This is a genomic window from Alcanivorax sp. NBRC 101098, from assembly GCF_001010505.1.
In the GTDB taxonomy this organism is placed as follows: Bacteria; Pseudomonadota; Gammaproteobacteria; order Pseudomonadales; family Alcanivoracaceae; genus Alcanivorax; species Alcanivorax borkumensis.
This window is the reverse complement of record NZ_AP014613.1, coordinates 711476-733164: the sequence shown is the minus strand read 5'-3', so window position 1 is coordinate 733164 and position 21689 is coordinate 711476. Positions and strand designations below refer to the sequence as shown.

Here is a 21689-nt window from a genome sequence, read left to right as displayed (position 1 = left end):
CAAAATGTCCTTACAGCTTTCCCTCAAGCGATCACTGAAGAATCACGGAATTCATCCTATCCTGAAACGGTGAAAGTAAAATTCTCGGCTCAAATCTCGTTTATTTATCGGCGAAATAACAACCAATAAAGTGTCATTATTTTACCCAGGCTAAACATACGCCGCTTCAATGAGTCGAAAAATTGGCGGCATTATAGTTACAGATGCCCCGTCTTTACGTAAATCAAAGCCCCCTCTTCTTTGGTGAAGGGACTATGCCGGCTTAGATGAGGGCTACGTAGCCATGAGCCTTTAGGATAGCGTCCATGCTCATCATGGAAAGTACCCTCTAACACAAAAATTTCTTCTCCACCCCAATGCTGATGAGCAGTAAATTGTGTGTTTGGCGCCCACTTCACCAAAGCGACGCGTTCACTTTCAAATTCATGCAATGGCATCACTTTTAGGCCACCGACTAGCCCCTGAAACCATGGTTGCGTTTGAGTATCGATCACCTTTTGCTCTGTATCTTTTTCGTCGAACTGCTGCAATTTAACGAAAATAGTCGCCCCCTCCTTACCGATTTTAGGGGTGTGTGATGAGCCAATAGGGTTGCGTACATAACTGCCTTTGCCATAGCGTTGATGCTCATCAGAGAACACGCCTTCAAGCACAAAAAACTCTTCTCCACCGGAATGAATATGTGGCGAGAACTCACTAAAAGGCTCATAGCGAACGATCGATGTGGCACGTGCAGTTTCGCCACCCACCCTATCGAGCATCATTCGTTGCACACCCGGCATCGGGGATTCAACCCAGTGATAGTCACCAGGTTGAACCACGATGCGTTGTGAAAAATCTGCATTTATTCGTATCGTCATGTTGCGCGCCTAACCTATTTTTTAGTTCCTACCCGCCATAACGCCCCCATCTACATCCCAAATAGCGCCAGTTACCCAGCTGGATCCAGAATTTAAGAGAAACATAATGCTATTCGCAATATCATCGGGTGACCCTATTCGACCGATCGGATGAAAGTCATTAAATCCTGCTAAGGCATCATCCATTTCCGCGGGGTCAATAAATGCTTCATAAATGGGCGTTTTTACCACCGCAGGAGAGACGGCGTTAACTCTAATGTTGTATTCAGCGAGTTCCATTGCCATATGTTGCGTTAAAGCATGCAAACCAGCTTTAGCCATTGAGTACGCAGAAGAAGGTGTTGCTTTAATCGCTTGCTTAGCCCACATAGAACCAACATTCACAACAGCCCCACCACCGTTATCGATCATGTTCCTTGTGACGGATTGACTGATAAAAAACATAGCGCGGTTTATTACAGAATAAGTATCATAGTCATCTACTGTGTGCTCAACAAATGGCTTAGGGTTAAAATATCCCGCAGCGTTTACAAGGTATTTTATGTGCCGGTCTTCGTTGTTTATTTTTTTATTAACGGCATCTACATCACTTTGATCATAGAGATTAGCCTTTATTGTTTCTACCGCATCGCTATTAGCAATGGTCTCAAGCTCTGCTTTAGCCGCTTTCAGCTTCGCCTCATTTCTTCCCAAAATTACCGTCTTGATACCCTGAGCGACTAATTGCTTTGCGGTTGCCAGGCCTATGCCACTGGATCCACCAATAATCAAAGCAATACTAGAATTTTTCATGTCATATCTCCTAGAGGTGTTATTTCATAGAGACAATTTAGACAATCATTGAGACAATAAGAAAGTAAGCACCTTTGGGTAAGGTAGGCACTTTTGGGTATATCTTCATGAAAGATAAAGAAAAAAAATTCTCAAGAACAGAGGCTCCACACAAAAGCGCCCAGATGGTTGAGGCAATCTATGGCTGCAAATGGTCTCTTACCGTATACCAATTACTTGCCAGAGGTATTAATAGGCCGGGAGAAATGGTCCGTAGCGTTGAAGGCTTAACGACAAAGGTGCTTAATCAGTGCTTAAAAAGAAATATAGAGTTCGGCATTCTTGAGCGCGTTTCTTATAACGAAGTACCTCCTAGAGTTGAGTACAAGGTTACTGTATTTGGCGAAAAGTTCATGGGGATTTTAGATGAACTTGAAAAGCTACAGCGTGCAATTGAAAAACAAATATAACTGAGCAATCGAAGGTCGCTAATTCGAATATCCACAACACCCTGTTTGCGCACCACCCTAGTTTAGGGTTGCCGCGCTTCACCCATTCACCCTACCTTTTCCCTGCGCCCTGTGGTTCACTGCCGGCATCACGCTTCTGAACACGGTACGCTATGCCTACACTCAAATGCCCTAGTTGCGAGCAAGCCCTTCGCCTTTCCGATAACAGCTGGCGCTGCGATAACGGTCACCAGTTTGACCGCGCCAAACGTGGCTACACCAATCTGTTACTAGCACAGCAACGCCGCTCCCGTTCTCCTGGGGACGACAAAGCCATGGTGCAGGCGCGCACGTCATTTCTTGAATTGGGCCGTTATCAGCCGCTAGCAGACGCCCTGCTGGCCCACCTGCCAGATGAAGAGCCCGCTTGGCTAGATATTGGCTGCGGTGAAGGCTGGTACAGCGATCAGTTTGCCCAGCGACTAGGGGCAGTGAATGGTGTGGGCGTGGATATTTCCAAGTTCGCCGTGGATGCCGCCGCTAAGCGTAACAAGCGAGTCACTTGGCTGGTGGCGAGCGGCGCTCGCCTGCCTCTGTTTGATGCCAGCCAGCAACGAGTGTTTGTACTGTTCACTCGCCTGTTTGTGGATGATATCGCCCGGGTGCTGCAACCTGGCGGGGAGTTAATGGTTGTGGGCACCGGTGAAACGCACCTGCTACCGTTACGCGAAGCCCTCTATGACGATGTGCGCCAGAGTGGCTTTGATGCGAGCAAGTTTCTAGATAATCGCTTTGAGCTACTTTCCAGCGAGACCCTGCATTGCGAGTGGATACCCGAGTCAGAAGAAGAACTGCGCAACTTGCTCGCTATGACGCCTCACCATTGGCGCGCACGGCCCGAAGCTAAGGCTGGCATTGGCACCCTCGCGGGCAAGCCCATGAACGGGCATTTTGTGATTCAACGCTGGCGGCGTGTGGCGTAGTCGCTCTCGTATTCGATAAAGTGAGGTGTCCGATTACGCCTTTGGGGCTAACGAGAAATACCTCGCTCCTTCTTCGTTTCAGCTGTTAGCCTTCCCAACCACTCTCCTCAGATAACCCAGCAAATCATCCGCATTGCTCACCGGTGCCCGGTACGCTAAATGCCCATCCGGCCGCATCAACCAAAGCCGGCCTTTATCGCCAAAGGCGCTAGCGAACTCGCCCTCATGGTCACGCCAGATACGGGTGGTGCCTTCACGGGGCACGTCATCATCGGCGGTGGCACGCGCCGCAATCACGGTCAGATGCACGCTTTCGCGATACTCTTGCCCGAGTCGCTCACTCAGCGCATACATCACCAGCCGCTCGTTATGCTCAGGACTCTCACTCAGCTGCAATAACAAATGATGCACGGGCTTACGCAGCAAGCCATGCAACTGATGCAGATGCCCGGTCCGCACGGATTTCAGCGCCGCATCCGGTAGCCGATCCCCCGGTAGCGGCCCTTGATGCCGCCAACCAACATCCGCTTCCGGGCCATAGGTAACCAGCGGCGAGTTGCGATAGTGCACATTCAACTGACTGGCAGTGCGCAACAAACGACTGGAGATATTACGACGGCTACCCGCCAGTTTCAGCAGCGAATCCCGGCTGCGTCGCAGCATCGGCAACTTCACCAATGAAGCCCGCGATAGCATGTCCACGCCGTACAACATTTTCTCCGCCACCGGGCGCCGTTCCTGCTCATAACTGTCTAGCAAAGCGCCCTGCCCAAATCCTTTCAGATAAAACGCCAGTTTCCAGCTCAGGTTGAAGGCATCAGCCAGGCCCGTATTCATCCCTTGTGCGCCCAGCGGGCTTTGCACATGGGCCGCATCCCCGGCCAGAAACACCCGGTTGCGGCGAAAATGCTGGGCCAGCCGGCGCTGCACGGAAAACTGGCTGAGCCAACGGGGTTCACCCAGATTCGGTGCCTCCCCCAGAATCGACGTGAGCCGTTCAGTGAAGAGAGCTAAACTTAACGGCAATGTCGGCGGCTCGCGACGGGCCATAATCAACCGCCAGCCCTGCGGCAGCGGCAATGCCAATAACAAGCCTTCTTCCTGCAGGAACCCGTGAGAGCGATCATTACTCCAAGGGGCCTCCCAGAGCACATCCGCCAACAGGAAATGTTCCTTATAATCCACGCCATTGAAACCAATGCCCAGCTGTTCCCGGACGATAGAACCCACACCATCGGCACCGACCAGCAATTCGCACTGCAGCTTCTGCACATCCGAACCCTGACGAATACGCGCCTCGACGCCGCGACCATCCTGACGAAAATCCAGCAGCTCCGCGCTGCGGATCAATTCCCCCCCCAGCATCCGGTAACGATCAATCAGCACGGTTTCCACCTCGGATTGCGGGCAACTGAGCACCCACGGGTATGGCGCTTTCAAAGTGGTGAGATCCAACTCCAAGAGAAAACCCTTATCGCCATACACTGATACCGCCTTGAGCCGCCTCGACACCTTACGAATCGACGGCAGCACCTCCAGCGCATCGAAAATCTCCAGCGTTCGAGCATGTAACCCCAAGGCGCGCGAATACGGCGATGGCGCATCCAGCCTGTCAATAATGCAACAATCAATGCCATGACGGCGCAAACCAATACCCAGCGCCAACCCAGTAGGGCCGGCACCAACAATCAATACCTGCGCTGTGCGGTTCTCGGTAACGGCGATGGTACACTCTCCTTATGTCACTCCCGGTTGGCATAAAGGCCCCGGGGCAATCCGGCTTGTTCGACGGCGCGCTTGGGCACACCCATGGGTAGCGCCTGCAACAGCCGCGCCAACACGGCAACGTTTGACCCGAGTTCATCATGGCACAACCTGCAACACCGACGGTGCGCAAAATTATCCACGTGGACTGCGACTGCTTCTATGCCGCCGTGGAAATGCGCGATGATCCTGCGTTGCGCGGCCGACCCGTGGCGGTAGGCGGCGACCCACACCGGCGCGGCGTGATTGCCACCTGCAATTACCCGGCCCGGCAATTTGGTGTGCATTCGGCCATGGCCTCATCCCAGGCTCTACGGCGCTGCCCAGAGCTGGTTATTGTGCCTCCGAATTTCGATAAATACCGCAAAGTTTCAACCCAGATTCATGATATTTTCCGTCGTTATACCAGTCTGATTGAACCCCTGTCCCTGGATGAAGCGTATCTAGATGTAAGCACCAGCGAACAATTCGAGAACAGCGCCACACGGATTGCTCAAGCATTACGCTTAGATGTTCGCCGGGAAGTGGGGATTACCGTCTCTGCCGGCGTCGGCCCTAATAAATTTCTGGCCAAGGTGGCCAGCGACTGGCGCAAACCCGACGGATTGTTCGTGATTCCTCCAGCCCAGGTTGAAGCCTTTGTGACAGCCCTGCCTGTTGGGAAAATTTCCGGGGTGGGCCGGGTCACTGGCGAGCGCATGAAAGGACTGAACCTGAAAACCTGTGGCGACCTGCAACAGCTGAGCCGTCTGGAATTAGGTCAACATTTCGGTAGTTTTGGAGAGCGCCTTTACCATCTGTGCCGGGGAGAAGACAGCCGCCCGATCCAGACAGGCCGGCGACGCAAGTCCGTTTCTGTGGAACGTACTTACGAAAAGGATCAGCCCACCCTCACCGACTGGCTGAGAGAGCTGGAGGGGCTGCTTGAAAAGTTAAAGGAGCGGTTTGCCAAGTTGGACCAGCATTACCTGATCAGCGGGCTAACCGCCAAAGTAAAGTATCAGGATTTTATCAGCATGAGCTGTGACAAGGCCGGCACCGACTTGGAGCCGGCCCATTTCGAAGCCTTGTTTTGCCAGTTATGGGAACGTCGGGAAGGCCCCGCCAGGCTACTGGGCATCGGTGCTCGACTACGCGACCTGAAAGCTCCCCAGCAACCAGATCTGTTCCCGGAAGAAAGGGACAAGGCTATGCACAACCAACGTAATAAGCTTTGAAGCCATTAAAAGTTCAAAACACGAACCAACCACACAGCCCTACAGAAAACAAAGCCTTCTGTATTAAGAGGCCTTCTGTATTAAGCGCTCATAAACTCAACGCGCAGCTCCCTACGCCCTTGGCTGGCAGCAAGGCCAAGCGTGTAGATAGGCGCCTCGTGTTGCGTCCTTAGTGCACCCGCAGACAAACCCTGTCATGCAAATCCGCCGGGATCAGCCCATCCATCAACTCTCGGCCACGACGCTGTACCGGCTCCATTTGCCCATCTAAATAGGCATCCAGCGTAGCGACACAATCGGCGCAATAGGTGACCGTAGCCGAGTCTGGGTGCTCGCAAGCCGCTCTAACGGCCTGTTCCAGTTGGTTCAAATATTTGAGCAACATGCTTTGCTCCTAAGTCTCACTCTCTACAAGGGCCTATTCAGCGGCCCTAGAAACTGATCAAGCCTGATTGATAATGACGACAATTCGATGACAACGGCTTGTCGTAGATCAATGTAACCGATCGTACTGCTTGTGTCGGGAAAGCTTTGCACACAGAGTTCTGAAAACCCGTATCAGCCTCGATATTTATATCCGACGCACGTGTCATCACGTCGTTCCCGGCCGAAATGTAAAAATCACAGCCTACCGACAAACGCAACCGCCCAGGTTTGCCCCTGGTTGAAACCGAGTTTCCCACCCCAACTACTCCTTTGTCACCCGGACTACGGTACTCTCTCGGGACTCTCAGAAAGAGACGCTCCAAAAGAACGCTATGTGTGTCTTAAAATACCTGACGATTTACAACGGACCGACCCTATGACCGAAACGGTATCGACCATTGTGGCGCCGGAAGGCAGCCTGGAAGTGCTTAGCCAGCATGAAGTGGAGCGCCTGCGCGACACCTCCGGTAGCGGGCTACACGATTTACTGCGCCGCTGCGCCCTGGCCGTGCTCAACTGCGGCACCCCCACCGACGACAGCCGACAGGTGCTGGAAACCTATCACGACTTTGAAATTGAAGTGATTCAGGAAGATCGTGGCCTACGCCTAAAACTGGACAATGCGCCTGCTGGCGCCTTCGTGGACGGGCGCATGATTCGCGGTATCCGCGAGCACCTATCAGCGGTGTTGCGCGATATCGTTTACGTGGCCAACGAGATTCAAAACAATGACCGTTTCAACCTGACCAGCAGCGAAGGAATTACCAATGCAGTGTTCCATATTCTGCGTAACGCTGGGGTACTTAAAGCCGGGTCATCGCCGAATATCGTGGTCTGCTGGGGCGGGCACAGCATCTCACGCCACGAATACGATTACAGCAAGAGCGTGGGCTACCAGCTAGGGCTACGGCACAAAGACATCTGCACCGGTTGCGGCCCTGGAGCCATGAAAGGCCCCATGAAAGGGGCGCACGTGGCTCATGCCAAACAACGGGAAAAAGAAGGCCGCTATCTGGGCATTTCCGAGCCCGGCATTATTGCCGCCGAAGCGCCCAACCCCATCGTTAACGAGCTGGTCATTATGCCGGATATCGAAAAGCGACTGGAAGCGTTTTTGCGACTGGCCCACGGCATCATTATCTTTCCCGGCGGGGTTGGCACCACCGAAGAAATTCTTTATTTATTAGGCGTACTGCTGCACCCAGACAATGCGGATATACCGCTGCCCATGGTGCTCACCGGCCCAGCCAGCAGCGCCGACTACTTCCGGCAAGTCGATGCCTTTATTCGCTATACCTTGGGTGAAAAAGCAACGGAACGTTATAAAATCATTATTGATGATCCGGAAGCGGTGGCTTTGGACATGTGCCACGGCATGGACCGCTTAACCTTATTCCGCCGGGATAATGATGATGCCTTTTACTTTAATTGGCGCCTTAATGTGCCGCTGGAATTTCAGCACCCCTTCTTGCCCACCCACGAGGCCATGGCAGCGTTGAACCTTAGCACCGATCAGCCGGTTCACGAACTGGCCGCCAACCTGCGCCGTGCCTTCTCCGGCATCGTCGCCGGTAATGTTAAAGAGCATGGAATTCAGGCCATAGAAAAACACGGCCCCTACAAGCTTCACGCCCCTAACGCGCTAATGATTCATTTGGACGAGCTACTTAAAGCTTTTGTAGAACAACAACGCATGAAACTGCCTGGCAGCCATTACGAACCATGCTATGAGTTAGTGAGCTAACAGGTAGCGGCTACATTGACACAAAAAAGCCCCGCAAAGCGGGGCTTTTTTGTGTTGCGGGTACCATGACGCATGTTGCGTCTTTTGTTACCGCGGCTGCATACGGATAGCACCATCGATACGGATGGTTTCACCGTTAAGGAACGTGTTCTCGATCATGTGACACACTAGCTGACCGTATTCCTTAGGGTGTCCCAAGCGCTTCGGGAACTGAGTCATTTCGATCAGCGGCTGTTTCACCTTGTCCGGTGCCGCATTCAACAACGGGGTATTAAAAATACCTGGGGCGATAGTGTTACAACGAATGCCCAGCGGAGCCAAATCACGAGCGATGGGAAGCGTCATGCCGACCACGCCACCTTTGGTTGCCGCATAAGCGGCCTGGCCAACCTGACCATCGAATGCAGCCACAGACGCAGTGTTCACAATCAGGCCGCGCTCATTGTCTTCATCCGGCTCATTCTCAGCCATAGCAGCTGCCGCGAGACGGGCCACGTTGAAAGTGCCGACCAGGTTGATCTGCACCACCATGTTGAACACACCCAGGTCATGGGGCTTGTTCTCACGGCCCACAACTTTCATGGCCGAGCCCACACCAGCGCAATTCACGCACACATGAATGGCACCGAATTTAGCCATCGTGGCATCCACGGCAGCTTTCACGGAAGCTTCGTCTGTCACGTCAGTCTGGGTAAAGGCAGCATTATCACCAAGCTGGTCCGCGACTTCCGGGCCGCGCTTGTCGTCACGGTCAAAAATCATGACCTTGCCACCCTTGGCAATAATCGCTTCTGCTGTCGCCTGGCCCAGGCCTGAAGCACCACCAGTAATCACGGCCACTTTATCGGTAATATTCATATGCTCTCCTTCTTGTGAAAGGTAGAAAGGTAACGGATCTATAAAACATTACCCGGAGTATACCCAGCCCTGCCAAGCGACTCATTGTTACTTTCGCTCAAACCAGGACTGCTTTAAGGTGAGATTGCGTCATTGCAGTCATTATTCATTATGACCGCACAGTGGCCCACGGCATGGGAGGGAAAGCCTTGCCAGATACCGCCAAACAGGACGATACCTCCTGGCTCGCCGCCACGTACCGGCGAACCCGACAATTCAGCGAGCAATTATGTGCCCCCCTGCTCGCCGAAGACATGGGCCTGCAAGCCTGCCCGGAGACCAGCCCGCCACGCTGGCATCTCGCACATACCACCTGGTTCTTTGAAACTTTTCTGCTCAAACCGCACCTGCCAGGTTATCGGCCACACAACCCCGCGTTCGAATACCTCTTTAACAGTTATTACAACGGCATCGGTGAACAGTACCCTCGCCCCCAGCGACACCTGCTATCGCGGCCCACCAACGACGAGGTAATGGCCTGGCGCCATCTGGTAGACGCGGCCATAGACACGTTGCTAACGCAGACCGATAACCTCAATGGACTAATGCAGCTAGGCATCAACCACGAACAACAACACCAGGAACTGCTGCTCACAGATCTGAAATACAGCCTCTCTTTCAACCCACTATCACCGCGTATCAGCCGCCCCATCAACACCACGAATCAGGCCAACGAAAGCACGCCAGCGCTAACGTTTCAGTGCTTCGAAGGAGGACTGGTGGACATTGGCGCCCATAGCGGCTTCGCGTTCGATAATGAAACTCCCCGGCACAAGGCTTGGCTAGAACCATTTCAATTAGCCAATCGGCCCGTTACCCAGGGAGAATTTCGCACCTTTATTCAGGATGGTGGCTATCGCAATTCAGACCTGTGGCTCTCCGATGGCTGGAGCTGGGTGCAACAGAAAGGTATTGAACGCCCGCTGTACTGGAACGCAGCGTTGAGCCACCACTTCACTCTGGCCGGTGAACAACCGCTTGCTGATAACCAGATTCTTGCCCATGTGAATTACTACGAGGCCGACGCCTACGCCCGCTGGGCAGGCAAGCGGCTGCCCACAGAGCAGGAATGGGAGCATGCTGCCCGCGCCCAAGCGATCGCCGGCAACTTTGCCGACGAGGGCCTGTTCCAGCCCGGTACGGTCCGTAACTCAGCCCTTTCTCACTTATTTGGCGACGTTTGGGAATGGACCGCCAGCGCCTACCTGCCCTATCCGGGCTTTCAAGCCGAAAGCGGGGCCGTGGGCGAATACAACGGCAAGTTTATGTGTAATCAAATGGTACTGCGCGGCGGTTCCTGCGCCAGCAGCGCCAGCCACCTGCGCGCCAGCTACCGCAATTTTTTCTACCCCCATTTGCGCTGGCAATTCAGTGGGATTCGACTCGCCAGCAACCCGAGGACGAAGCATGCCTGAACAACATACTGCATTTTCTATCGAGGCGATGATGAAGCATCAACAGACCCCGTTGAACCAACAACAGCTTCGTCCCAATTTGACCTTTTATGATTTGTACCCCCCCACCAAAGACATGCTTGCCGAAGTCAGCCAGTCCTTGTCGGGCGCTAACCCTTCCCTGCACCCCAAGTATTTTTACGATGAAACCGGGTCGGCCCTGTTTGACCGCATCACGCGTAGCCCCGAGTACTACCCCACCCGCACGGAAACCGGATTGCTTACCGACTACGCCGAAGAAATCCACGCGCGCCTTGGGCAGCCACAAATCATCGCCGAACCCGGTGCCGGCAGTTGTGAAAAAGTGCGCCTGCTGCTGGATGCTTGGCAACCCCGTCACTACATGCCGGTGGAAATTTCCCGCGAATGCCTGCTTGATGCCTCACGACAACTGGCCGGAGACTTCCCCAATGTACACATCAGCGCCGTATGCGCTGACTACTGTCAAACCATAGCCATGCCCGACGCGTTGAAACAATCGGGCCAGGTGGTGTTTTTCCCCGGTTCCACCATTGGCAATTTCGAGCCCTCCGCCCGAGCCGATTTCCTTAAGGGGCTGCATAATCTGGCCGGAGCCGGTGGTGCGCTGCTGATTGGTGCGGATTTACAGAAAGCGAATACACAGCTGAATGCTGCTTATAATGATGCCGAAGGCCTCACAGCGGCGTTCAATCTGAACGCACTGCATCACCTGAACCGCAAATTGGACTGCCAGTTCGACACGGCCAACATGCGCCATGTCGCCTTCTATAATAGCGACCATCAGCGCATCGAAATGCACTTAGAGTGCCTGTGCGACCAGCACATCCAACTCGGCGAACGCAGCCTCATTCTGAATAGCGGCACGCGCATCCATACCGAGAATTCCTACAAATTCACAGAACAAAGCTTCAGTGCTGAGTTGATCGCTGCCGGCTTTAAGCCATTAAACTGCTGGACCGACCCACAAAACCTGTTCAGTCTGCACCTTGCTCAGGCCTGAACGTAAAAGCTGTAGCCCCCCACCAAGGCTAATAGTGTGAACCCGATCCAGTATCGTTATACTGGACCGCGTTTTTCTGTGCGTGTATTCCAACGATAATATAAGAGGGGCTGCGGCGATAACCGTGGCATAGGGAAATCGGATGCTTGAACTGATCAGCGCTGCGCGCCGCCGTAAACGGCCGCCTACGCACCAGCTTTTTGATGTGGTCACCATGGAGTTCCGGGTTGGCCTGCTGGATATCGACCTGAACATGCATCTGAACAATGCAAAATACCTGAAGTTCATGGATCGCAGCCGGCTGGAACACGCCGTGGTTACTGGGCTACTCAATCGTATGTTTGAAGCTCGCTGCAACGGCGTGGTGGCCAATACCGAAATTGCTTACATCCGCGAACTACGCCCTTATCAGCACTTCCAGCTTCACACCCAAGTTCTTGGCTGGGACGAAAAATACCTTTACTACGATCAACGTTTCGAGTCCCAGCGCAAACTGCACACCCATGCCCTGCTGCGTGTGGCCAACGTTTATGGTGGCAAATCCGTCAGCCCTCAGACCGTACAAGAAATGACCGGAATGAATCTGACCTCGCCGCCCTTGCCTGAATATGTAGAGCAATGGAAACTATTGCTGCAGACCAAGCGACGGTTGACGGAAAATGGCTAGAAGCCCCGCTGTAAGCTATAAGCAACAACACGGGGCAGACATATTACCCAGCGAATAGTCAGACAGTGAATGTAGGCCATGGCGTTACGCCATGCTCAGCCAAGCGCTCAAATTACCAGCAACCGACCGGCACGCCTCTCCCAGAACCAGGGTTTTCTGTTAGCATTCCTTCATGGCAGCAAATCGAATCCACACCCCCTGCATAGGCGTCTGTTCCACCGTTTTCGGTGATACGGTTTGCCGTGGCTGTCGTCGTTTCAGCCACGAGGTAGTGCATTGGAATGGCTACACCAACGAACAAAAAAGCATTGTTTGGCGACGGCTGGATGTGTTGCTGTGCCAAGTCGTGGACAACTATTTTTTAGTAACAGATGCGAAGCGTCTAGCCGCCGAGCTGGATTTCCAAAATCTACGCTACCAAACCCAACTGTCCCCTCAGGGCTGGGTGCCGGAGTTACTCAAAGCTGCCGGCTCCAAACTTATTTCCTACGAGCACTTTGGCTTGCGCGCCCTTCCCCCCACCGACACGATGACCCCGCGACAGCTGTACGATCAGATCAGCGCAGAATGTCATGCCCTATCTCAGGCCCATTACGACCGCGCCTATGCCCGCCCAGTAACCCTGGTCGCCGAACTCACAGAGCAAGCCGCTCGGGAGAAAGGGCTGATCTAACTGCAGGCATGTACTTCAACTACCAAGAAAACAATCCCCTGTGCCAACCTGAACTCCCCCGTCACAACTAAAGAAAACATTTATCGATACACTTTAACCGTATCAACCTTTTGTGGGGGCACGCTGGAATACGACATCTGTTGAAAATTTTAGGCACAACCAACCTGCAGGCAGACAGCGCTGTGAACGTGATAATTGGTTGGCCCCCAATGCGTAAGATTTGACCGCGTTCGGCCCCTTAATGGTGGAGTCGGCGTTGCACTTACACGCGCCCAACACAGCAGGCGAGGTAACGATAGGATTACAGGGAATTCGCCGCGTCAGTCAGTGTTGAGCGGATATCTTTTAACGCTGTGCGTGCCTCAATGCCTTCCGAATGGGCAAAGACCCCCAATATCAAAGCCCCCGACACCAGCAAGGCCAAAGCCAATAACAGCACTTTTTCTTTTTCCAATACTCGCGGTTTTGGTGAGTCAGATTCGTCCCCGTGAGAATTGTGGTTGAGTTTTTCATCGCGGCTGTCGTGCATCATGCCTCCATCAGGATCTCCTATGGTTGTACCCATCCAACCAGACAAGCACAAGGCAAGAACTGACCGCTTATCTGACAGCGGCTCAAACCCCGTAGGCACAAAGAAATCATAGATGACAAGACGCCCGCCAATCCCCCATAACGCAAAAGGCCGCAACAGCAAGCTGTTGCGGCCTTTCTTTGTGATGGTGCGCCAGGAAGGACTTGAACCTTCACACCTCTCGGCACCAGAACCTAAATCTGGCGTGTCTACCAATTCCACCACTGGCGCAATGGGCGGCTATTCTAGCAGGCTCGCTGACAATTACCAGCCCTCTTGCAACCTATTAAACTGCTGCGCGGGATACGGCAATGCGCCAGCAGACCCTTGTCGATTTTTCTCACTCAATTTTGCTGCCTGCCCAGGGGAAAATCGCTTGTTTGTGCTGTCTTCTAAAAGACAAGCTGAGAGCAGCTTGACGCTGAGTGAGCACAAGCCCCCCTTACACCGGCACCGTCCCATCCAGGCCTCTACCTGAAAAACGGTTGGCAGTGGCATCTTACAAAACGACTAACAAGTTTGCCGGCCTAGAGAAATAAACAGAGCTATATTCTGACCATGGCAGAACATTTTTTGGGCTAGGGTTCTTTAAATTTAAATCTGTCACTCAGACTGCCCACCCCTCGGAGAAACAGTCCATGCCAGGTTAAACGATCAACGACCTTCCAATGAATCCAGCCGGCTGTTGACCTGCAATCGATAGGCATCAAATGCCGCAATTGCAGCTTCCAAATCATCGACAGAGGCATCCAGCGCCGAAATCTTGCCCTGGGCCTTTTCCACCTTGGCCAACCCGTTTTTCAGGTTAATTTGCTCTCGCTCCAGTTGCTTGATGCTGTCAACCAACACTTCCATTCGAGTCTGCATTTGTCCGATCTGACTCTGCCATTGATCGCTGCTTTTGTTGACTGCTGCCACGGCACTTTCCATCTGTTTTTTAAGCGCAGCCGCATCAACGCTAATGCTTTTTAATTTTCCATCCACTCCAGCCTGGCCTTTCTTCACCTCTTTCACCGACAAAGACAATGCGTTCAATGCTTTTTGCTGCTTGGCAATCGTGGTTTTATTAAGTGTGTTGCTCACGTCCCACAGCTTGCGGATTTCATTCTCATTGGCTGCTAGCTTTTTGCCATAGGACTGCACCGTCTCCAGCAATTTACCGGACGACTGATTAAGCGTTTCGTCCGTAGCCGATAAGCGGGACTGGAGATTGCCCATCTTCTCACTGGACTCCGTCAACCGGCTATCCAACTGCGCTTGTAAACCCGCCACTTGCTTACTGAACCAAACACCAAGCACCGCAATCAGCACCATCAGTACTAGACAAGCAGCCATCCAGCCGCCATTGCCACCACCTGAAGGGGTCGGCTTTTGCGGCTTAGGGGCCGTTTTTTTTCTTCCCGGTGGCGTTTTTTTGTCCCTTCCACCCGGAGAAGCCGAAAGGGAGGGGGTTGTCCCTGGTGCATCAACCGTCACACCATCCAGGTCACCAAGATTCACTTCACGATCTCGTGTCATTCCACAATCCTAATCAGAGCCTCGACTAAATATTCCAAGTCTCATACAAAAAGACCATTTACGGCCTCTATTTTTCGTTTACTCGATACGCTTCAAGCGAACATCCACTCTTACTCTGCCACTTTTCGAACAATGGCGGCTTGGTGGCGAAATAAGCCCTCACTCTCAGCCCGTATTTGCCTTTTCATTTTGACTAACGGCAGAAGAGTCTCCTAAGGACGAACGGAACCGATGACCCAAACCACGAGAACCACTACCTTTTCATCATTAGCGTTGGTGATTTTATGGAGACGCAAAAACAGCGCTATCATGCGACTTCACGCTCCCCATTGCCAATGACAGGCTTTGCAAACGGTGTCCGCGCCCATTCATCTGCAAGGACCTCTATAGCCTATTATTTTAGGTTTTCACCTAATTAAGACCAATGCTCATTGTTTGCAGTACTTGCCTATCACAGGCTGATTCGGTAGCCATAGCCGGCATTGTTCACAGCCTGCGAGCAACATTATCAATCCAATAAAACGCACACAACTCCCGTTTTGTCATCGTTATCATGAGGCCGACGATCACTTAGCGACAATCATCCCGAGCGGGTAGGACACCACCAAACCTACCCTTAAATGGCCACCTATACAGACACAAAAAAGGCCGCAAAAGCGGCCTTTTTTGTAATTCAAATGGTACCTTTGACAGCACCATCAGGCTTACCCTATCGGGTTTAAGCAGCAAAGTTGCTAGCGGCGAAATCCCAGTTAATCAGGTTCCAGATGGACTCCAGATACTTAGGACGGGCATTGCGGTAGTCCACGTAATACGCGTGTTCCCAAACATCTACGGTGAACAGCGGGGTTTGGCCCTTGCCGTGGGCAATGGGAGTGTCCGCGTCGTCAGTGTTAACGATTTCCAAGCTGCCATCACTGTTTTTTACCAGCCATGTCCAGCCGGAACCGAAATTGCCCGTCGCTTTAGCATTAAATTGGTCTTTGAACTCGTCGAAAGAGCCAAATGCCTTGTCGATGGCTGCGCCCAGATCACCACTAGGAGCGCCGCCGCCATTGGGGCTCAGGCTGTTCCAGTAAAACGTGTGGTTCCACACCTGCGCTGCCTGGTTGAACAGACCGCCTTCGGCGCTCTTGATGATTTCTTCCAGGGATTTGCCTTCATTGTCTGTGCCGGCAACCATGTCGTTCAGCTTGGTCACGTAAGCGTTGTGGTGCTTGCCATGGTGGTACTCAAGCGTCTCGGCAGAAATATGCGGTTCCAGTGCATTTTTCTCGAACGGAAGCGGCGGTAATTCAAAAGCCATAATTTGTCCCCTGACATCATGTTGTCCCATTGCTCACAGCTGCTTGCTCACAACAACGGGCAGAAATTCCCCGCAGACAACCTGCCGGTCGTCTACGGCCAAACGATAATAACAAGCTACCGGTCGTGTTCTCTACTCTGGCATGGCTTTGCCTTTCGTCATCATAGACAGAGCCTATCATTTGCCAGCAACCTGTGACCGGCGGGTCTTTGTCAAATGGGGCGCAATGCCCTTGTTTCAAGTACAATGCGCCCCAATTTTTACGTTCCGGGACGTTTCTTTTGCGTTCTGTTAACGCCTTCAACTGTTTGGCAGGAGAAAAACATGTCTGATGATGCCGTAGTGATTGTAAACGGTGCCCGTACCGCCATGGGCGGTTTCCAGGGTGCCTTGTCCGCTGTCAGCGCCCCGGAACTGGGCGCCGCGTCTATCCGCGAAGCCGTAGCCCGTGCGGGTCTGAAACCTGAAGACGTGCAGGAAGTCATCATGGGCTGTGTGCTCCCCGCTGGCCTGAAACAAGGCCCAGCCCGCCAGGCCATGCGCCTGGCCGGCTTGCCAGACAGCATCGGTGCCACCACCATCAACAAGCTGTGTGGCTCCGGCATGAAAGCCACCATGTTCGCCTACGACTCCATCAAGGCTGGCACCAACGAAATCGTGGTGTCCGGCGGCATGGAGTCCATGACTAACGCCCCTTACCTGCTGGAGAACGCGCGCGGCGGCATGCGCATGGGCCATGGTCAAGTTATGGACCACATGTTCCTGGATGGCCTTGAAGATGCAGAAACTGGCCGTCTGATGGGCTCCTTTGCCCAGGAAGTGGCCGACAAGCGCAGTATCACCCGCGAAGACATGGACAACTACGCCATCGAATCCTTAAACCGGGCCAATGCCGCAGTCGACAATGGTTGGTTCAAGGATGAAATCGTGCCGGTGACCGTGAAGACCCGCAAGGGTGAAACAGTGGTCGATACCGACGAACAGCCGGCTAACGCCCGGATCGACAAGATCCCTAGCCTGCGTCCAGCCTTCGCCAAAGACGGCACCGTCACCGCCGCCAATGCCAGCTCCATCTCTGATGGCGGTTCGGCTTTGGTACTGGCCAGCGAATCCGTTGCCAACGAGCGTGGCCTGCAGCCACTGGCGCGCATCCTCGCCCATGCCACCAACAGCAAGCATCCTAGCGAATTCACCATTGCCCCGATTGGTGCCACCGAAGCGGTAATGAAGAAAGTGGGCTGGAGTGTGGACGATGTGGACCTTTTCGAAATCAACGAGGCCTTCGCCATGGTAGCGATGTTGCCAATGATGGATCTTGGCATTCCCCACGAAAAGATGAACATTCACGGCGGCGCCTGTGCCCTGGGCCACCCGGTGGGTTCCACCGGTTCACGCATCATTCTCACCTTGATCCACGCGCTCAAGCGCACCGGCGGCAAACGCGGTGTGGCCAGCCTGTGCATTGGCGGCGGTGAAGCCACCGCAGTGGCCATTGAGCTGGTGTAAGGTGTAAGTACGCCAGACGCAAACGGGGCCTTCAGGCCCCGTTTTTTTATGTATATAAAAATAACCCGGCGTACCGCAGGAGCAATGCCCCATAGCGAAAAGCGGGGCCGGCGTCACCGGCAATCGCGCCCGAGCCACCGCTCCCAACAACGATTACTGCCGAGCCTCATCCCGAAACATCCCCTTTCACTTTCAAACTCTGTTGCACTTTCCTGACCGAATTCGCTCTGCCACGTATACGCAAACCCGGATTTCCACTGTACTCTGACTCACTAGTCATCATGTTAGAAGCAGAGCCCCGGGAGCACCATGTCAGCATTACCCGTTATCACCGCCATGGGCGGCATTAATGCGGCAGGCCGCAGCGCCCAGCATTTCGCCTTTCAAAGGCTTATTTTCGACGCGCTGAATCCCTCTCAGCAGCAGGACACGCTGAATTCGCTGAACCAGCTTACCGGCGCAGACCAGGATAGCGTGCTGGCGCGCACCCTGATCCGAGCGCTCCCCGATAGCCACCAACTCCACGGCGCGCTCGCGGGCACCAGCGATTCCCCTATCACCCTGGAAATGCGCAACATGGATCTGCCTGATAGCCTGGCGCCGGGCTGGCAGGTCCATGCTATAGACAAGCGCCGCAGCCACGTCACCTTACCTGCCGGGCTAGGGCTGCACGTGCCCCTCGATACCCCCCGCCGGGTCAGTGCCGCTGGCCAGTTGCCGGACGGTTTCGACCCCGGCGCCCTGTACGCGTCGCGCAGCCACCCCCGCGCGTTGCAAATGGCCATTTTCGGGATCAGCGATGCATTAGGCGATTTGGGCCTCGATTGGGCAACCGTAGCCGCCCATGTACGCCCCGATCAGGTGGCCGTGTACGCCAGCAATGCCATGTCGCAGATGGATGACAATGGCCTCGGCGGGGTAATGCGTTTTCCTCCCAACGGCCAACGCATCACCTCCAAACAAGTGCCATTGGGGCTGGGGGAAATGACCGCCGATTTCCTCAATGCCTATGTGTTGCATTCCGTGGGCACCACCGGTGGCATGCTGGGCGCCTGTGCTACCTTCCTCTACAACTTGGAAAAGGGCGTCCACGCCATTCGCAATGGTCGAGTGCGGGTCGCCATTATCGGCACTAGCGAAGCACCGCTGGTACCGGAAATCATGGAAGGCTACCGCGCCATGGGCGCCTTAGCGGAAGACCAGGCACTGGCCGCCTTGGACGGCGCGTCCACGGCGGACTTGACCCGGGCCTGCCGGCCGTTCTCCGGGAATTGTGGCTTCACCATGGCCGAGTCCGCTCAATTCACCGTGCTGATGGATGATGCCCTGGCACTGGAGCTCGGCGTCGACATCTTGGGCGCTGTACCCGATGTATTCATTCACGCCGACGGCGCCAAGAAATCCATTTCCGCTCCCGGCGTGGGCAACTACCTAACCGTGGGCAAAGCCGCAGCCCTCACCCGCCAACTCATCGGCGAGCAGGGGCTACGTGAACACAGTTTCGTACACGCTCACGGCACCGGCACGCCACAGAATCGGGTAACTGAATCGGTCATCCTGGACCGAGTAGCGGAGGCCTTCGGTATCCGACAGTGGCCAGTGACCGCCATCAAAGCGTTTGTTGGCCATTCTCTGGGCAGCTCCGGTGGTGATCAGTTGGCCGCGGCCCTGGGCAGCTTTGCCCATAACCAGATCCCCGGCATCCGTAGCATCGACCATATCGCCGATGACGTGCACCGCCAGCACCTAGATTTCGCCATGGATCATGTCCAGCACGACAACCTGCAGGCCAGCCTGATCAACGCCAAAGGGTTTGGCGGCAACAACGCCACCGCCGTGGCTCTGGCGCCGTCAGTAACCCGGGAGATGCTGCAACAGCGCCATGGAGCCCAAGCCATGGCCCGCTGGGAGAGCCGCCGGGAAAACGTGCTGGAAGCGAAAAGCCGCTTCCGTAACCACTGCCTCAACGAGACGCCGCGGCCAATTTATCGATTCAACGATGGCGTGCTCGGCGACGAGGCAGTGACACTGAGCCGGGAAGCCGTACAGCTCAACGGCGGCACGATCATGGAGTTTGATGACGATAGTAATCTCGCTGATTACCAACTCAATCGATAATTGTGCCTTTATGCGGCAAGCGATGCCTCACATCGCTTGCCGTCAACGCGAGGATAACCCCTTAACGAACCGGCACCTCAAAAGCCGCACAGGCCCAGCGCTGCCAACACGGGTGGTGCGATGCGGTAGCGCCATGCTCAGCCCAATGGCAGCCTTCTTTACAGAATAAGGCACGGTATAACATGAGAGATGGACCGCAAGGGACCCTGGAGGGTTTTTCAACTTTGGACCTACGGCGTTTAGCTTGGTTACCTGATAAGGTTGCCTCACTGCATGCTATGGACCAATCATGACCCGCTTGAAACTCGCCCTGTTGATTCTCCTCGCCCTGATTGCCAGCACCGCCTTGTGGCACCGTTATAAACCCATGCCCGCAGGGTTGTCGCTCAAGGGCGACCTGCATGCGGTACACGGGTTGAAACTGCTGGTGGACGATACCTGGGAAAGCGATGAAGGTGAGGGCAGCCAACGGCTTAGCCGCCAGCATATTTTTGACGAATTCTTCCGGCTGATTGGGCAGGCGGAAAAAATGATCGTAGTCGACATGTTCCTGTTCAATGATTTTCAGGGCGCCGGCAGCGAAAGTTACCGCGCGCTGTCCGGGGAGCTAATCGATGCCCTGCTAATCCAGCGCGACAAGCACCCAGATATGCCCATCGTGGTCATTACCGATCCCATCAACACGCTTTACGGTGGGCTGCACAACAAGCCTTTGGCACGCCTGAAAAACGCCAACATCACCGTCATTACCACCCCGCTCCCCACCCTACGCGATTCCAACCCCAGCTGGTCCGGACTGTGGCGAGTATGCTGCCAGTGGCTGAGCAACAACGCCAACAAGGGCTGGCTGCCCAACCCCATGGGGCCCGGCAAGGTAACGCTACGCAGCTACCTAACGCTGCTTAACTTCAAGGCCAACCACCGTAAAACCCTGCTGGTGGATGAAGGCGCACACTGGACCGCACTGGTAACCTCCGCCAATGCCCACGATGGCAGCAGCGCCCACAGCAATATCGGGCTACGATTTCAGGGCAATGCCGTTAACGACCTACTCGCCAGTGAACTGGCCGTGGCAAAATTGGCCCACACCGCTTTGCCAACGTTACCCACTTTACCCACACAACCAGCCAATCCTGCGGCCGATACACATTTGCAAATGCTTACCGAAGGGGCCATTCGCGACGCCCTGCTCACCACCCTTGAGCACAGTCAAACGGAAGATCAGGTCGATATTTCCGTGTTCTACCTATCCCATCGCCCACTGGTGAACGCGCTGCTAGCCGCACACCACCGAGGCGTACAGCTCCGCGTACTGCTCGACCCTAACAAGGATGCGTTTGGGCGAGAGAAGAACGGCATCCCCAACCGTCAGGTGGCCCATGAATTACACAAAGCCGGGATACCGGTGCGCTGGTGTAATACTCAAGGGGAACAATGCCACACCAAGATGCTACTACGGCGCAACACCAACAGCGCTGAGCTCATTCTTGGCTCCGCTAACTACACTCGCCGCAATTTGGATAATCTGAATCTGGAAAGCAACGTTCGTCTCACCGCCGCACCGGATCAGGCCATCATGCAACAGGCCGCTGACACCTTCGAACGGCGCTGGGAAAATCGCTTCCATGAAAAACACAGCACGGACTATGAGGTGTATGCGGACGATTCGCAGTGGAAGTACTGGCTGTATCGGGGAATGGAATTTACCGGGTGGAGCAGTTTTTAATGCAAAGCCCGCGCTGTAAGCGCGTCGCTGGCGCGATCAAGCAGCAAGATCAAGGGC

19 protein-coding genes and 1 tRNA gene are annotated in these 21689 nt (G+C 54.3%); 11 read left to right on the top strand and 9 right to left on the bottom strand.

Annotated elements, in window-relative coordinates; translation table 11 throughout:
* Positions 1–197 precede the first annotated feature (197 nt).
* Together AS19_RS03430 and AS19_RS03425 are read right to left on the bottom strand one after the other, a co-directional pair.
* The gene (locus tag AS19_RS03430; protein WP_046961696.1) at positions 198–860 is read right to left on the bottom strand and encodes a cupin domain-containing protein; all 663 of its coding nucleotides are present in this window, start codon (positions 858–860) and stop codon (positions 198–200) included.
* 21 nt (positions 861–881) lie between these two features.
* A complete protein-coding gene (locus AS19_RS03425; protein WP_046961695.1) occupies positions 882–1652 on the bottom strand; it encodes an SDR family NAD(P)-dependent oxidoreductase in 771 nt (256 codons plus the stop codon).
* Between the two features lie 107 nt (positions 1653–1759).
* Here AS19_RS03425 and AS19_RS03420 point away from each other — a divergent pair, with 107 nt between their 5' ends.
* Positions 1760–2101 carry a helix-turn-helix domain-containing protein gene (locus AS19_RS03420; RefSeq protein WP_035460989.1) on the top strand — a complete coding sequence of 114 codons (342 nt, stop codon included), beginning with the start codon at positions 1760–1762 and terminating at the stop codon, positions 2099–2101.
* A 152-nt stretch (positions 2102–2253) separates the two neighbouring features.
* Entirely contained in the window at positions 2254–3063 is an 810-nt protein-coding gene (locus AS19_RS03415; RefSeq protein ID WP_046961694.1) for a putative RNA methyltransferase, read from the top strand.
* A gap of 78 nt (positions 3064–3141) precedes the next feature.
* Here the strand turns inward: AS19_RS03415 and AS19_RS03410 are convergent, their stop codons facing one another.
* Positions 3142–4755 carry an FAD-dependent monooxygenase gene (locus tag AS19_RS03410; RefSeq protein ID WP_046961693.1) on the bottom strand — a complete coding sequence of 538 codons (1614 nt, stop codon included), beginning with the start codon at positions 4753–4755 and terminating at the stop codon, positions 3142–3144.
* A gap of 173 nt (positions 4756–4928) precedes the next feature.
* On the opposite strand from AS19_RS03410, the gene dinB reads away from it, so the two are divergent.
* Positions 4929–6044: a DNA polymerase IV gene (gene dinB, locus AS19_RS03405; protein WP_011587944.1), complete on the top strand. Its 1116-nt coding sequence runs from the start codon at positions 4929–4931 to the stop codon at positions 6042–6044.
* 169 nt (positions 6045–6213) lie between these two features.
* Here the strand turns inward: dinB and AS19_RS03400 are convergent, their stop codons facing one another.
* A complete protein-coding gene (locus AS19_RS03400; RefSeq protein WP_011587943.1) occupies positions 6214–6429 on the bottom strand; it encodes a hypothetical protein in 216 nt (71 codons plus the stop codon).
* Between the two features lie 417 nt (positions 6430–6846).
* Between AS19_RS03400 and ppnN the strand changes: the two genes are divergently transcribed.
* A complete protein-coding gene (ppnN, locus tag AS19_RS03395) occupies positions 6847–8214 on the top strand; it encodes a nucleotide 5'-monophosphate nucleosidase PpnN (protein ID WP_035460705.1) in 1368 nt (455 codons plus the stop codon).
* An 87-nt stretch (positions 8215–8301) separates the two neighbouring features.
* On the opposite strand, the gene AS19_RS03390 is transcribed toward ppnN, so the two are convergent.
* Positions 8302–9072, bottom strand: a complete 771-nt coding sequence (locus AS19_RS03390) for a 3-hydroxyacyl-CoA dehydrogenase (protein ID WP_011587941.1) — start codon at positions 9070–9072, stop codon at positions 8302–8304.
* A gap of 173 nt (positions 9073–9245) precedes the next feature.
* On the opposite strand from AS19_RS03390, the gene egtB reads away from it, so the two are divergent.
* The 4 genes from egtB (at position 9246) to AS19_RS03370 (ending at position 12887) form a co-directional block, all read left to right on the top strand.
* A complete protein-coding gene (egtB, locus tag AS19_RS03385) occupies positions 9246–10526 on the top strand; it encodes an ergothioneine biosynthesis protein EgtB (protein WP_041705241.1) in 1281 nt (426 codons plus the stop codon).
* A complete protein-coding gene (egtD, locus tag AS19_RS03380; protein WP_231860940.1) occupies positions 10519–11547 on the top strand; it encodes an L-histidine N(alpha)-methyltransferase in 1029 nt (342 codons plus the stop codon). The genes egtB and egtD overlap by 8 nt, the downstream gene beginning before the upstream one ends.
* A 142-nt stretch (positions 11548–11689) precedes the next feature.
* Complete coding sequence (locus AS19_RS03375; protein WP_011587938.1) at positions 11690–12214, top strand: acyl-CoA thioesterase; 525 nt, start codon at positions 11690–11692, stop codon at positions 12212–12214.
* 172 nt (positions 12215–12386) lie between these two features.
* Positions 12387–12887, top strand: coding sequence for a DUF1289 domain-containing protein (locus tag AS19_RS03370; RefSeq protein ID WP_011587937.1), 501 nt, complete (start codon positions 12387–12389; stop codon positions 12885–12887).
* A gap of 301 nt (positions 12888–13188) precedes the next feature.
* On the opposite strand, the gene AS19_RS03365 is transcribed toward AS19_RS03370, so the two are convergent.
* The 4 genes from AS19_RS03365 to AS19_RS03350 all read right to left on the bottom strand — a co-directional run bounded on the left by AS19_RS03365 (position 13189) and on the right by AS19_RS03350 (position 16282).
* Positions 13189–13419, bottom strand: coding sequence for a hypothetical protein (locus AS19_RS03365; RefSeq protein WP_082808112.1), 231 nt, complete (start codon positions 13417–13419; stop codon positions 13189–13191).
* Between the two features lie 185 nt (positions 13420–13604).
* Positions 13605–13689, bottom strand: a tRNA-Leu gene (locus AS19_RS03360).
* Between the two features lie 423 nt (positions 13690–14112).
* Positions 14113–14976: a hypothetical protein gene (locus AS19_RS03355; protein WP_011587935.1), complete on the bottom strand. Its 864-nt coding sequence runs from the start codon at positions 14974–14976 to the stop codon at positions 14113–14115.
* Between the two features lie 718 nt (positions 14977–15694).
* A complete protein-coding gene (locus tag AS19_RS03350; RefSeq protein ID WP_011587934.1) occupies positions 15695–16282 on the bottom strand; it encodes a superoxide dismutase in 588 nt (195 codons plus the stop codon).
* A gap of 324 nt (positions 16283–16606) precedes the next feature.
* On the opposite strand from AS19_RS03350, the gene AS19_RS03345 reads away from it, so the two are divergent.
* The 3 genes from AS19_RS03345 (at position 16607) to AS19_RS03335 (ending at position 21632) form a co-directional block, all read left to right on the top strand.
* Positions 16607–17788 (top strand): acetyl-CoA C-acyltransferase, encoded by a 1182-nt coding sequence (locus tag AS19_RS03345; protein WP_035460699.1) that lies wholly within the window; start codon positions 16607–16609, stop codon positions 17786–17788.
* Between the two features lie 309 nt (positions 17789–18097).
* Positions 18098–19906: a beta-ketoacyl synthase gene (locus AS19_RS03340; protein ID WP_011587932.1), complete on the top strand. Its 1809-nt coding sequence runs from the start codon at positions 18098–18100 to the stop codon at positions 19904–19906.
* A gap of 289 nt (positions 19907–20195) precedes the next feature.
* Positions 20196–21632, top strand: a complete 1437-nt coding sequence (locus AS19_RS03335) for a phospholipase D family protein (RefSeq protein ID WP_011587931.1) — start codon at positions 20196–20198, stop codon at positions 21630–21632.
* Positions 21633–21689: the final 57 nt, after the last annotated feature.

Excerpts from the sequence above, each read along its gene's own strand:
- AS19_RS03365 (WP_082808112.1), bottom strand. The coding sequence starts at position 13,419 with ATGATGCACGACAGCCGCGATGAAAAACTCAACCACAATTCTCACGGG.
- AS19_RS03345 (WP_035460699.1), top strand. The coding sequence starts at position 16,607 with ATGTCTGATGATGCCGTAGTGATTGTAAACGGTGCCCGTACCGCCATG.
- ppnN (WP_035460705.1), top strand. The coding sequence starts at position 6,847 with ATGACCGAAACGGTATCGACCATTGTGGCGCCGGAAGGCAGCCTGGAA.
- AS19_RS03425 (WP_046961695.1), bottom strand. The coding sequence starts at position 1,652 with ATGAAAAATTCTAGTATTGCTTTGATTATTGGTGGATCCAGTGGCATA.
- AS19_RS03390 (WP_011587941.1), bottom strand. The coding sequence starts at position 9,072 with ATGAATATTACCGATAAAGTGGCCGTGATTACTGGTGGTGCTTCAGGC.
- AS19_RS03340 (WP_011587932.1), top strand. The coding sequence starts at position 18,098 with ATGTCAGCATTACCCGTTATCACCGCCATGGGCGGCATTAATGCGGCA.
- AS19_RS03375 (WP_011587938.1), top strand. The coding sequence starts at position 11,690 with ATGCTTGAACTGATCAGCGCTGCGCGCCGCCGTAAACGGCCGCCTACG.
- egtD (WP_231860940.1), top strand. The coding sequence starts at position 10,519 with ATGCCTGAACAACATACTGCATTTTCTATCGAGGCGATGATGAAGCAT.
- AS19_RS03370 (WP_011587937.1), top strand. The coding sequence starts at position 12,387 with ATGGCAGCAAATCGAATCCACACCCCCTGCATAGGCGTCTGTTCCACC.
- AS19_RS03355 (WP_011587935.1), bottom strand. The coding sequence starts at position 14,976 with ATGACACGAGATCGTGAAGTGAATCTTGGTGACCTGGATGGTGTGACG.
- AS19_RS03430 (WP_046961696.1), bottom strand. The coding sequence starts at position 860 with ATGACGATACGAATAAATGCAGATTTTTCACAACGCATCGTGGTTCAA.
- egtB (WP_041705241.1), top strand. The coding sequence starts at position 9,246 with ATGGGAGGGAAAGCCTTGCCAGATACCGCCAAACAGGACGATACCTCC.
- AS19_RS03350 (WP_011587934.1), bottom strand. The coding sequence starts at position 16,282 with ATGGCTTTTGAATTACCGCCGCTTCCGTTCGAGAAAAATGCACTGGAA.
- dinB (WP_011587944.1), top strand. The coding sequence starts at position 4,929 with ATGGCACAACCTGCAACACCGACGGTGCGCAAAATTATCCACGTGGAC.
- AS19_RS03400 (WP_011587943.1), bottom strand. The coding sequence starts at position 6,429 with ATGTTGCTCAAATATTTGAACCAACTGGAACAGGCCGTTAGAGCGGCT.
- AS19_RS03335 (WP_011587931.1), top strand. The coding sequence starts at position 20,196 with ATGACCCGCTTGAAACTCGCCCTGTTGATTCTCCTCGCCCTGATTGCC.
- AS19_RS03420 (WP_035460989.1), top strand. The coding sequence starts at position 1,760 with ATGAAAGATAAAGAAAAAAAATTCTCAAGAACAGAGGCTCCACACAAA.
- AS19_RS03415 (WP_046961694.1), top strand. The coding sequence starts at position 2,254 with ATGCCTACACTCAAATGCCCTAGTTGCGAGCAAGCCCTTCGCCTTTCC.